We start from the raw sequence: 13,019 nt of genomic DNA on the forward strand, positions 1-13,019 counted from the left end.
TAAGTTGTGATGAGTACGTAATCTTTGCTAGTTATTTCTCTTCTGGTTTATTGTTCTGCGCAGGCTTAGCCATGGTCGCTCCTAAGGTATCAAGTCCTAGAGTGACGTTATGCTTCGAAACCAAATCGTCCGCCGTTTCTAGACCAGCAATCAAGCTACAAGCGCCATGATAAGTAGCGACATCTGCTAAAGCCATTTCTATATTGTATGATTTGATAGAAGCGGTCTTAGCTTCTTGTATTTCATCAAATATGACTTTGCGTCGCTTTGAAATCGCCTTAGTAATCACATGCGCCATCACGTCAGCATAGTATTCTTGGTTGTATTCAGCCCTAATACCTGTTGTTAGTCCAGCCAATGCGGCAAAATTTTTGGCCGCCTGTGCACCATTCGCAATTGCACCTCCAGCACCAAATATTGTTGCCGCTGAGCCTAGTATAAAATTCATGTTGGACTGTTTTCGCTTCAACACCGTTTTGTACTCTTCACATAGACTATTAGAGGCGAGGATTAACCTATCTTGGATATGATTTCTGCCATTTTCATCTTTAATTCGCGCATTTTTCAATGCTTGTTCAAACGCAAATGCGAATTCTTCATTTTCTAATTTTTGACCACTCACTTTTCCATCCGTCAAAAGAGCAATGACATCGGTTGTCTCGACTGGTTTCTTAAACACATCAGCAGCAGAAAATTTGTCGACTGCTTTATTTTCACGGCCAGTGTTACCCAAAATGCTCGCACAACCACTAAGGCAAAGTGCTGCAAATACGACGAAGTAGCGTAGGCTAATGAATACAGCGGTCTGATTCATGTTTGCGTTCATTGGGTAGACCTCCTATGTGTTTAGTTACTAACATTAATTTAAATTCAAAGAAGATAATTAAACTACTCTTCAAAAACAAAGCTTAAACATTTATGTAGTTCAAAACATCCCCCATTTGAAGGATGCGTCCATATGCTGGATACCTTAAGCTTCAGGTCGCCCCTATAGAGGTCAGTAAGATCTCATGGTCTTACTCACAGTTAGGCTATTCGATTCTCACAATCGAACACATCGCATTTATCACGGAGAAAAGTCAATGGAAGAGGTCGTTCAGCTTCTGCAAACCCATAAGGCATGGCTGGGAATTGAAAATTTGAGAGCCAAATTACTAGAGGCCAAAAGTTCTCTCGCAGGCTATCCGCAGGTCTATTCCGATGTCAGGTCGAATGAGACGCTGATGGAAATACTGGACAAGTGTCCGTATATTTTTCGTGCCAAAACCAAGCCTAGAGGCTACGCTGGGGACGCTGTGATGATGGATTTCATCTACGGTATTTACGAACCTGAGTTTATCAACAACTTGGATTTGACGGCGGAAGAAATCTTCAGGCTCACGACCAACTCGTCCGCCTCTAAAGCGGTTCGTCATAGAAGGCGGTTGATTGCGAATACTATTGATTCAGTTTGCCAACATAAACAAGCGAACATTTTATCCGTGGCTTGCGGTCACCTCCGAGAAGCAGAAATTTCAACGGCTGTGCAATCACGAACCATAGGAAAATATTTCGCATTAGACCAAGACATCGAGAGTCTAAAGGTTGTTGAATCGGATTATGGACACCTAGGGATCACGCCTATTCAATGCAATGTAGCAAAAATAATTGCGGGGAAAGTGCCAAATGAAATTCAGGGCATCGACTTCATCTATTCAGCGGGTTTATATGATTATTTAAATGACGATGTCGCTGTCAAACTCACGACCAACCTAGCGAAGTTATTGAATAAAAATGGACAGATTCTTCTAGCCAATTTCATTCCGCATCATCAAGATGTTGGCTTTATGGAGTGTGTGATGGATTGGGACTTGATATATAGAACACCAGAAAACTTGAAGTCGATATTGTCAAAATCAGGTTTATCGCTTGTTAGCTGTCACATCGATCCGACTGAATCTATCGTTTACGTCATTGGTAAAAAAAGTGAATAGGAAAGCGAACCGGCAATCATTCCGTTTTTTGATGTAAGGGTTTTGACACAGATGAACACGATGCTAATTGCATACTGCTCGCGTATTCCCATATGCAAGATGCAAAAACAAATCCCCCCATAAAAGGTTGAATCAAGAGAAACTCAGCGATGAACAGCAATGTCTCTCGTTCAAAAATCCACTCAAATCGCCTGCGCACGTTGCTTATAAAAATTTAAAATCGCTTCGGCTGTATCGCCAACCAAATAGCGCGCACAAAAATCGGCGTACCAATTGAAATGCGTACTCACCCGTGTACCAACCTGCACCGTCAAACGCGTGCCTTTGCCTTCGGGAGTGAGTGTGTATGAGGTATCTTCGATATCGAAATATTGACCGCCAATCACCACATGATCATCTAAAGAGCCACTTGGAAAAGACCCAGGCGTGAACAAATACTTCCAGGCGATGCGACGATTTTCTTGCCACTCGGTGATCTCTTCTTCAAAACGTACACCACGCTCCCACACCAGTTGGCGCTTGCCACCAACCCGTCCTTCTAAAGTGCGTGCTTCGAGCGGATACGGCACGCCGATTTGATAAGCGAAACCATTTTTCAACTCTTCAGGGCGGATATCCAAGGGAAAATTAATCAAGTTCCAAATTTTTTCCGGGCTGGCAGCGATGTACACAGAACGCTGCGTCTGCTGTCTAAGTGTAGGCGAATCCATATTTTGCTCAACACTGCCAAAGACAAAAGGCAACATGAGCGCCACCACAGACAACTTGCCCGACTGCTTAGGACTAGCCCACGATGCGATCAGAGAAATCAAAGCGCCGAGTAACATCAAAGGAATAAACAAACCCAAAGCCATCACCAAACAGATCGTGCCCTCACGAAACAATGCGCCCACTGCAAATGCAAACAAACTTAAAGCCAACACAGAAACACCACTCGCAGCGACCATCCCGCCCATCTTTTTTTTCTCAGAAAGATACGCCACCAACATCCCCATCGCTACAGGCACGCCAACCAAAAAAGAGGTCAACATCACACCACTACCAACGGATAAAAATTTCACAAAAAATGTATACGCGGTCACACCATAAAACGCCCCCAAACTCGCAATCCCAGCACCCCAAATCATAAACGCGATCCCCTTCATCAACGTCTGGTACAGAGGCCTAGGGTGCGCTTCATTAGTCACTGACGATTGAATCGGATTGACACTTAGTACGACGCCAGAATCAACAGCGACTGACGCGGGATTTTGTTTGGCATTATCGGAATTATGTTGGCTCATGGATTGTGGGCAGTCAGCGTTTGGTTAGGTAAATTGAAGACGTAAAAATTGATTGCTTCATAAAAGGCAATATTTTACGTTACTTCATTTCACTAAGGAGCTTGTTTTACTGAGCCGCACGAGCAAGGCAGACGGCGGACGTCAAATGCAGAGTTGGGGAATTGGACTTTTAGATTCCAATAAAAGTATTGAAACCTAATTGCTGATCGACTTATATGTTGCTGCCATTTCGAAGATACTGAACCACCCTCACCCTAGCCCTCTCCCGCCGCGGGAGAGGGGACAAAGCAATCACTGTATCTGAAAGGTTTCGCTTAAGTTAAAAACCGAGCTTACGCGCGATGAAATAGGTGGCGGTTGAGACTGATGCGGCCAGCGTTGCGCCCCATACGAGATCAACGATCGTCACTAGCAGTGGCCAGTCTTTGATCGTCGCGAGATTGCTGAGGTCATAAGTGGCGTAGGTGATGAGTCCGAACAGTGCGCCAAATAAAAGCGCGTCCGTCCAAGATTTTTTCTCGAAGGCAGGCGCAATAACGAACAGCACGAGCCCGACAATAAACAAGAGATAGAAAATAATTGCGGCTACCCAATCGAGCTCATCTCGCATCAAAAAACCAATTTGATTGCGATAAAAATTGGTGGCCACGAACCCCAGCCATAGCATATCGATGACAAAGAAAACAGGCAGCGCGATCGCATAGAGTTTGATGAACATATTGAAGGGTAATCGCATGTTTAGCTATTGAGGTAGGTGATCGATATTTGCAATACTGTCGCAAACAATCCCCATAAAAGGTAGGGAATATTGGCATAAACCACCCAACGTAAATCAGGGGATGCCTGCCACACAGCGACCAATGCCCAAACGAGCGTCGCCACCACAAGTAAAATATCCACAGTTGCTAGCAGATTGTTTTTGAGCCCAAATTGTATTGGCGTAAAGGCGATATTGAAAACAAGATTCAGGGCAAAAGGTAAAGCCACGAACCACGAAATTTTTCCGGTAAACGCTCGATAAAAAACAGTGCCATAGCTCACAGCAATAATCATATACAAAACGGTCCACACCGGCCCAAAAACCCAGCTTGGAGGCGACCATGTGGGTTTAACTAATTGCGAATACCAGTTAACTGTGTTCATCGAATTCAATTTTTTACTCCAATAAAATAATGCCGACACGCTAGATGCACGACCTCTGTGCGGCTTGCCAGCGATTACACATGAATCGCATTCACCGTAAGCATTACCAGCATTAGCGCATCAAAGGTGTTCACTATATCGCACAAATGTTGAATGCCTTCCAATGCCAAGTTCCTACGTCAGAAAACGGGGGAAGCTTGATGCAGTAGTTTGAAACAGCATCGAGCATACATAGACACCGCGACAGAATCAGTGTGCTACACAACATATCAATGAAAAGCACGAAAGGCAGGGATCTTAAATTGCGACATCGTCATTCGAATCGATAGCAAGTAAGTTTCTTAACTCCCTTCTCCCGCAAGCGGCGGGTTTCAAATGCAGGGTCGGGGATGAGGGGCGTTTAGATTGGAATAAAGTCATTGAAACCTAATTGATGATTGATTTATGCCTTTCAAACACTTCACAAATACTGAACCAACCTCACCCTAGCCCTCTCCCGCGTGCGGGAGAGGGAACAAATACCCTACCCCAACACAGACCGCGCCATATCAAACGCCAAACCATAATAAGGTCGTCCGTTAAATTCAAACTCATCAATCACCGTCATCCCCAGCTTCTTCGTATGCGCATGATAGGAATGCGGATTAAGACGATTGATGAAAGTCACACCAATCGGATAACGCTCACACATCCCCAAACGCATAGTCTCAAACAAACGCGGGAACACACCCAGCCCACGATACGCCGCATCAACGCACACAGGACCATACTGAAAAGAATTCGCCTCGGCAATGACCCGTCCATCAAAATCCAAAGCAGGCAAACGCGCCAACATAAACGGAAAAATCGGCCACTGCGCAAAGTAAGCCCAGCTCCCCGCAAAAGCATAGCCGATCACGGTTTCTGTTTGATCTTTTGCTGAAGTTTCGACAGCGACGAACACACCGCCATCCGCCATTAATACTTCAATCTGCGCGACAGTAAATGCGGTGGTGACGAAGCCGTTCTTTTGTTCTGCTTCGCTTAGGTTGCTTAATAGGTTGCGGCTTTGCAGAGCTAGGATGCCGGGGATGTCTGAGGGTTTGGCTGTGCGGGTTTGGGGCATTTTTTATTTTTTGGATTTAATTAGGGATAAATTTTACGTGTAACTTTACATGTGAAATTTAATTCAATTTTCTACATATAACATTAAACCAATGGAAAGTAATCAAATTACCTCATGGCATCAAAATTGCTTCACCGCATCCTAAAAAAAGAAAAAAATTGCGCGCTTGCGGAATCAATTTAACGGACATCTCGATGTCTGTGCGACTTGAATTTTAATCTCAACAGTTTTTTCACATTAAGTATAGAGAAATAGATTTTGAAAAAAATAATCGCATATCTAATTGCTTCGCTAGTTCTAAATATAGCGAGTTTTATCACCTTAAATACTTGGGTACTTCCGGCTTGGCTAATAGAAATGAAAATGACAATTTACTGCGGACTAGTAGCCAACAGTGGTGGCTTACTGTATTGCCTGCGAGCAGTCTATCTAAATAGATGTGTTCATAATCGATGGGACCGAGAATGGGAGGTTTGGTACTACCTTCGCCCACTTACAAGTACGATCTGCGGTGTAGTGGCCTACCTTTTTCTAAAGGCAGGGCTCGTGATATTAGATGCGTCACAAAACAAGGAAGCCGGGTCGTATGGATATCTTGCATTTGCTTTCTTCGCAGGCCTAAACGTGGATAAATTTATAGCCAAAATTGAAGACGTAGGGAAATCAATTTTTGGTATCGAGAAATCGAGAAGTTCACAGTCTTCAGACTCTAATCCCAAATAACCGGAGCTAACAATGGTCGCAAAAATTACATTTTTCCCTGTAGGAAATGGCGATATGACGCTAATTGAAACCGATAACAATAAGAAAATATTAATTGATTGCAGGATACGCAAGGGTGAAGATTATCCAGACGTCTTAAAGCAATTAAAAGAAAAACTAACGTCAGATTCTCAGGGGAGACTCTATATTGATTTACTAATTTGGAGCCATCCGGACGAAGATCATTGTCAAGGTATTAAAGACAATTTTCATTTGGATACGCCAGAAACATGGGACAAGGAAAAAAACCTCATATTCATTAACGGAATTTGGTCGAGTCCCTTGGTATACCGCCGCGCAAGTAATAATCACAAGCTATGTCAAGATGCGAAAGCACTCAATACAGAGATAAAGAGAAGAGTGAATTTTTTTAAACAAAACAAATTTCAGAACGATGGCAATGGAGTTCTTATTTTGGGTGAAGATGAAAATGGTAAGACAGACGAAATTCTGGATATTGTTCTTAAGTTAGATAGCCAAACATCTAAAATTAATAATGATGAGGATAGCTCGTTTCTAGCTAACCTATTAGCTCCGTCTCCAAAATCAGAAATAGATGAAGATGAAGAAAATCTAGGCAAAAATCACTCAAGCGTAATAATGAACTATCAACTTACTTGCGGAAATACTTCTGCGAATTTTCTAAGTGGTGGCGATGCTGAGGTAATTTGCTGGGAAACATTACACACACGTCTGCTGAATACAAAAAGGATATCCGATCTAGAATACGATATCTTACAAGCGCCTCATCATTGTTCCTGGCATTGTTTATCTCACGATAGCCTCTCGCAAAAAAAAGAGCGTGCGGCAACATCCCCTGAAGCACTTGAAGCGCTTAGCCAAGCAAAGCAAAATGCTTTTATCATCGCAAGCAGTCAAAAAATAGAAGATAACGATGTTGACCCACCAGCTTTCCGCGCAAAAATTGAGTACGAAAAAATTGTCGACAATGTTAATGGGACATTCAAATGCGTCGATGACCACAAAAAAAATGACAAAAATATTCCTCTAGAAATCGAAATTTCCTCAAATGGTATTAAAGCTTTAGCGGTATCAAGTCTATCCCAGTCAAATAGAGCATCTGAATCATCGGTCAACCGCAAGGGTGGCGACGGATATGCATAAAGTACCATCTGCGATATGCAATGAAATTGATTTATTGTTGTCGCCTTATGGCGCACGGCGATTAAGCAGTAAAGAAATAGCTAATTTAATCACACAGAGCGCTTTGTTTGGATGGCAAATTACTACTTCACTAGTTTACAAAAATGAACCAGTAGTAATTAACCTTTTGTTCTGTGATAAATCCGAATCACAAATTCCAATAATTGCTGTCGCGGCTCCTGAAATTGAGCCTTGTGAAATACCACATATCGAGGAGCATGGAAGACTTTGTGTTTGGCCAAGCCGATACATCGTGGATAAAAAGAATAATAGTTACATATTAGAACTGTTGTCTGATGCTGAAGCATTGCTGAAAGAAGCTTTCGACGGAAACTTAGATACTCATTTCGAAGATGAATTCCAAAGTTATTGGGCCTACCATCCCCAATGTACAAAAAAAACATTAAGCCTATGCGATCTTGAACGTACCTCTACACGTCTAATCGCTACGTTTGAATCCAAGAAATTGGGAGTCATCATGGCTGACTCGAGCGCGCAAATTGAAAATTGGCTGGATAACCAAGGTCTTTTACCAACCCATTCAAAGAAGAAAATACGTCGCCAATTTCTGAACCGTATTGAAAAAAGCGTTCTCCTTCAACTTAAACATACGTGGCGCCCAACAGATTTTCCGAATACGGCGAAAGAACTATTTTCTATAATAAAAAAAGAATTCGCTGATCAATACTTCGAAATTGCGACGATGCTCGCGATATCACTCACGAAGAAAACGTCGGAAATTCCGACCATCTTAGTTCAGTTCAATACATCTAACGGTGTTGCCTTAATTGCGATACATTTCTCCCGGAGTATATTTCGAAGAGTGAATCGACGTGCGATCATAGACGGTTTTAGAAATGAAATGCCTCTAAGCCATTTCATTGAACGCACAAGTACGATAAAAATTACTGGAGGAGCAATTAATCGTGCTGACAAGAACTGGCTGGCAGGTCGAGACTCAAATCCTTCTCACAAAATTGTAGGCCAACACAGAATTGTCTTGATTGGTTGTGGCTCAGTTGGGGCAGCAATCATTAGATTACTGATACAGTCTGGCTTCACAGATGTTGTACTAATCGATTTCGATAAATATGGCACAGAGAACAGTTCGAGACATATATTAGGTCTAGATTCATTTGACACTTACAAAGCGACAGCACTAGCAAATAAACTAGGAAGAGAATTTCCTCACATATCCATCAACGCTATCAACAAGCAATGGCAAGGAGATGCGATTGCAAGAACTTCTATTAGTCGCGCCGATATAATTCTGAGCTGCACAGGTGATTGGCAATCGGATCAATCATTACTTCAGTTTCAGTCGGAAGAGGAACTAGGTGTCATTGTTTTTGCATTCGTTGAAGCCCATGCAATCGCTGGACATGTAATTGTGAACCCACCAAACTCAAATGCATTCAATTCAATTCACTACGTCAATGGCAATAAGATTGGAACATTAATCACACCATGTACAACTTGGCCACATGAAACGATTCAAAAGATACCAGCATGCGCTGGTGAGTTTCAACCATACGGGGCTATTCCTTTGACGCACTTACAAGCAATAGCTGCAAAAACAATACTATCTTTGGTTTTAAATCCGTCTGAAAAAGACGTTCTCCCATATATCAAAATTTGGCTTGGTGATCGTAGCGAACTAGAAAAATTAGGCGGTCATTGGAATCACAATTGGATATCATCGTTCGGAGATCCGGGCTTCGGAAATAAAGAAGTTACTCTTATTTTTGAAAAACAAAAATGGAAGGAAAAATATGTATGAATTCCGATGTGACGAGATCGATATCACAATCACATTTCCCAGCAGCGTTGTAGAAAATCTTATGAAATTTCGACAAACCATATTCAGAAAAGAGGCTGGTGGCTTACTATTCTGTTCTAATCCGAATACCAATCACATAAATATTTCTTATATTTCGTCACCATCGATCTATGATCTTAGAAGTAAATATTTTTTTAAGTCAGATGAAAGAACTTCGCAGGACATAATCAACAAACAATTTCATCAAGGTCATCATTATGTAGGTGATTGGCATACGCATGCTGAAAAAGTGCCAACACCTTCTGAACAAGATAAAAAAACAATTTGCGACATATACAGGAAATCTAACCATCATCTCTTTTACATAATTTTTCTTATCGTGTCATCAGAAAAAGATTTTTCTAAATCTTATCTCGCACTTGCAGATGGGAATAATTTATATTCGTGTCGACATATATAAACCAAAAGAGGTAGCAGCGAAGCCCTAAAATTAAACTAGTTAAGTCAAAGGAACTAAAACAGAGATACTAACTCTCACCAAGGCAGGCTAACCTTGTAAACAATCAACCAAACCCAAACCCAAACCCAAACCCCATGATCAATAAAATCCTAATAGCCGTTTTATTCACGATCATCACCCCAATCACCGAATCCAAAGCCCAAGAAACAAAAGCACCACAATCTCAAAACGTACCAATACAAATCGACAAAACCTTGACACCCGACATCGGTGACATCAAACAGGTTGTAGAGATCAAAACGGATGATGCGAGTAAGCCTGTTTTACTCTTTTTATCTGGCGGACCTGGTAGTTCGATGATCAATGGTGCGCCTGCTTTTACTTCTCTTTTGAAGAGCAGATTTACGATAGTGCAGTGGGATCAGCGTGATGCGGGTAAGACTTTGAAATTAAATCCTTCGCCTGCTCAGCCTTCCGTTGCGTTGATGGAGAAGGACACGCTGGAGGTCATCCAATTTATTAGAAAAGAATTGAAGCAAGAAAAGATCTATTTGCTGGGTAGCTCTTGGGGTAATGTTTTAGGCTTTTATATCGTGAAGAATCATCCTGAGTTATTGCATGGCTATTTCGCTTCTAATCCTGTAGTGAGCCAGCTCGCGAGTGAGCAAGAATTGCTGGTGATTTTGAAGAATCACTTCAAAGACAATGAGGTCGCGACTAAGGAATTAGCGACGGTGAGTATGCCTTCTGTCGTGGATGAGGATATGTTTTATTTAAGGAAGTGGCTGTTTTTTAAAGAGGGCAAATCCTTTGCAACGAGTGAGGGTTTTAAGACGGGTTTTCTGCAATGGTCAAAAACTTGGTCGCCAGTTTGGAACGAAGTGACGCGGATTGATTTGCCTAAAACTTTAAAGTCAGTTGAATGCCCAATCTATTTTTTCGTGGGTAAGAACGATATTCAAACATCGACAGCGATTACGGTGGATTATTTCAAAGCGTTGAAAGCACCGAAGAAAGCATTGTTTATGTTTGAAAATTCTGGGCATCAGATTCATCAAGATGAGGCTGAGCGGTTTCAGAATGTGATTATTGGTACGCTGCCTGTGATGTAGTTGTCGTCAACATGATTTGATCAATAGACGAGACTCTTCCTGCGTGGCCAGGAATCTAGCGGTATCCGTTGATCGTCAGAAGACGCTGGGCTCCTGCCTTCGCAGGAGTGACGGTGAATAGATTTTGCTATTCACTGAATTTGTGTGGATACCTATGAATAGACGAGACTCTTCATTTCTAAGTAGGCAGGAATTTAGCGGCGTCCGTTGATCGACAGAAGACACTGGGCTCCTGCCTTCGCAGGAGCGACGGTGAATGGATTTTGCTATTCGCTGAACTTGTGTGGATACCTATGAATAAACGAGACTCTTCATTCCTGCGTAGGCAGGAATCTAGCGGCGTCCGTTGATCGACAAAAGACACTGGGCTCGTGCCTTCGCAGGAGCGACGGTGAATAGATTTTGCTATTCGCTGAACTTGTGTGGATACCTATGAATAGACGAGACTCTTCATTTCTACGTAGGCAGGAATTTAGCGGCGTCCGTTGATCGACAAAAGACGCTGGGCTCCCTCCTTCGCAGGAGTGACGGTGAATGGATTTTGCTATTCACTGAACTTATGTGGATGCCTATGCTTTGAAATGGGAAGGAATTAAAAGCGCAGTACCGAGGATGCAAGCCGCACTGTTCATTGGGCGAGCTAGGTTGCTCGATGTGGCGGCGGCACGGGTTGCACTCGCCCTACTTTTTTTCATTTGTGAACGCTTGGTAATTGCAGAATAAAAAGCTCGTAGATATCAACGAAAATCCATCACCATCCCGGTCTTCTCCTCGAAGACATTGGTGTCTAATCAAGTCAAATACAAGAATAAACGTTTTGATGTCGCTCCTGCGTAGGCAGGAGTCCAGCGTCTTTGCTTAGGCAGCGAACGCCACTATATTCCTGCCTACGCAGGAATGACATGCGACGCTGGTATTTCAGCTTTCTTGTTTCATCCTATCAAAGCGAGTTGTATAGATAAGTGTACCTTGCTGGAAAAGGCGTTAAAAGTATCTCGGTTTGTAGAGCAGGTATAAGCCGCGCTGTTAATGGGTCGAACATGGTTATTTGACGTATTGGCGGTGCGGGTTGCACTCGCCCTTGCGTTATAAATGAGGCGTCAGTTTTTTTGTTAACTGATGTTTTAGCGGGTCTTGGTAGGCATAGGAACCCAAGACGGCTCGACTCCTCGGACGAATTGCAGTATTTTCTCTGCGAGTGCCATACAAAGAGAGGTATTTCACTAGTTCACTGTGACGTGGATGAAGTGGTCTGCTGAATTCAACGTAACTAAGTCAACGTAGCTTTTTTCCCAAAAACAATACTTTTAAGCATTATTTCAACATGATTTACAATGTTAACGAGGTGCAAGTCTGTATGATGCATAAATTCGTTGCTGACACATCAGGATTACACTTTGCTCATGGAAAACGCTATGCTGATCGACCAAAAAGTACCAAATATCATTTCAAGAAATAACGTCAAAGTATTTGGTTCGCATGAGAAAACGATCCTATATGCGCATGGTTTTGGATGTCATCAAGGCATGTGGGATGCGATCACGCCAGCCTTTGCATCGAGTCATAAGCAAGTGGTATTTGACTATGTTGGCTCTGGCAGTTCCGATCTGTCGGCTTTTGATCCGCAGCGATACGCTGAGTTAGCTGGTTATGCGCAAGATATCTTGGAGATATGCGATGCGCTTGAGCTCACGCGCGATGTCACTTTTGTTGGACACTCAGTCAGTTGCAGCATTGGTATCATGGCTTCCATCCTGCGCCCGGGGCTCTTTGCCAAACTCATTTTGGTTGGTCCTAACCCTTGTTTTATCAATCATCCACCCGATTACCTAGGTGGTTTCGAGAAAAGTGATTTGGAAGATTTGCTCGATCTGATGGATCAAAATTACATTGGATGGGCAAATTATCTCGCCCCTGTTGTTTCGGCAGAACAAGCATCCGATAGCACCACGCTCGCACTTACTGATAGTTTTTGTTCAACCGATCCGATTGCGATGAAAGTGTTTGCCAAAACGACCTTTTTCGCCGATAACCGCAGTGACCTGCCCAAAGTCACCGTGCCATGTTTAATCCTTCAACATCGCACCGATAGCTTGGCCCCCGTATCGACGGGTGAATACCTTCATACCCATATTCCAAATAGCCAGTTAACAATTTTAGAGGTGCAGGGACATTGTGCTCACATGAGCGCACCTGACTTAGTGATTGATGCTATTCGCCAATTTATCGACTAGCGA

11 protein-coding genes are annotated in these 13,019 nt (G+C 42.8%); 6 read left to right on the top strand and 5 right to left on the bottom strand.

What is annotated here, in order from left to right; genetic code table 11:
- Positions 1-31: 31 nt before the first annotated feature.
- Positions 32-826, bottom strand: a complete 795-nt coding sequence (locus tag H8K52_RS06420; RefSeq protein ID WP_186922065.1) for a hypothetical protein — start codon at positions 824-826, stop codon at positions 32-34.
- A gap of 256 nt (positions 827-1,082) precedes the next feature.
- Here H8K52_RS06420 and H8K52_RS06425 point away from each other — a divergent pair, with 256 nt between their 5' ends.
- Positions 1,083-1,973, top strand: a complete 891-nt coding sequence (locus H8K52_RS06425) for a hypothetical protein (RefSeq protein WP_186922066.1) — start codon at positions 1,083-1,085, stop codon at positions 1,971-1,973.
- 182 nt (positions 1,974-2,155) lie between these two features.
- Here H8K52_RS06425 and H8K52_RS06430 read toward each other — a convergent pair whose 3' ends face one another.
- From H8K52_RS06430 to H8K52_RS06445, 4 genes are all read right to left on the bottom strand, one after another.
- Positions 2,156-3,256: an SRPBCC family protein gene (locus tag H8K52_RS06430; protein WP_186922067.1), complete on the bottom strand. Its 1,101-nt coding sequence runs from the start codon at positions 3,254-3,256 to the stop codon at positions 2,156-2,158.
- Positions 3,257-3,575: 319 nt separating this feature from the next.
- Positions 3,576-3,974 (bottom strand): DUF2177 family protein, encoded by a 399-nt coding sequence (locus H8K52_RS06435; RefSeq protein ID WP_186922068.1) that lies wholly within the window; start codon positions 3,972-3,974, stop codon positions 3,576-3,578.
- 20 nt (positions 3,975-3,994) lie between these two features.
- A complete protein-coding gene (locus H8K52_RS06440; RefSeq protein ID WP_186922069.1) occupies positions 3,995-4,399 on the bottom strand; it encodes a TspO/MBR family protein in 405 nt (134 codons plus the stop codon).
- A 523-nt stretch (positions 4,400-4,922) separates the two neighbouring features.
- Positions 4,923-5,504: a GNAT family N-acetyltransferase gene (locus H8K52_RS06445; protein WP_186922070.1), complete on the bottom strand. Its 582-nt coding sequence runs from the start codon at positions 5,502-5,504 to the stop codon at positions 4,923-4,925.
- A 735-nt stretch (positions 5,505-6,239) separates the two neighbouring features.
- Between H8K52_RS06445 and H8K52_RS06450 the strand changes: the two genes are divergently transcribed.
- The 5 genes from H8K52_RS06450 to H8K52_RS06470 all read left to right on the top strand — a co-directional run bounded on the left by H8K52_RS06450 (position 6,240) and on the right by H8K52_RS06470 (position 13,016).
- Positions 6,240-7,391, top strand: coding sequence for a ComEC/Rec2 family competence protein (locus H8K52_RS06450; RefSeq protein ID WP_186922071.1), 1,152 nt, complete (start codon positions 6,240-6,242; stop codon positions 7,389-7,391).
- On the top strand, positions 7,384-9,210 hold the full coding sequence (locus H8K52_RS06455; RefSeq protein ID WP_186922072.1) for a ThiF family adenylyltransferase: 1,827 nt from the start codon (positions 7,384-7,386) through the stop codon (positions 9,208-9,210). Before H8K52_RS06450 ends, H8K52_RS06455 begins: the two co-directional genes overlap by 8 nt.
- Entirely contained in the window at positions 9,203-9,670 is a 468-nt protein-coding gene (locus H8K52_RS21950) for a Mov34/MPN/PAD-1 family protein (protein WP_425507527.1), read from the top strand. Before H8K52_RS06455 ends, H8K52_RS21950 begins: the two co-directional genes overlap by 8 nt.
- A 134-nt stretch (positions 9,671-9,804) precedes the next feature.
- On the top strand, positions 9,805-10,782 hold the full coding sequence (locus tag H8K52_RS06465) for an alpha/beta fold hydrolase (RefSeq protein WP_186922074.1): 978 nt from the start codon (positions 9,805-9,807) through the stop codon (positions 10,780-10,782).
- Between the two features lie 1,415 nt (positions 10,783-12,197).
- Positions 12,198-13,016, top strand: a complete 819-nt coding sequence (locus H8K52_RS06470; protein WP_186922075.1) for an alpha/beta fold hydrolase — start codon at positions 12,198-12,200, stop codon at positions 13,014-13,016.
- The last annotated feature ends 3 nt before the right edge of the window (positions 13,017-13,019 follow it).

The sequence above is a fragment of the Affinundibacterium seohonense genome (genome assembly GCF_014284305.1).
Lineage (GTDB): Bacteria > Pseudomonadota > Gammaproteobacteria > Burkholderiales > Burkholderiaceae_D > Undibacterium > Undibacterium seohonense.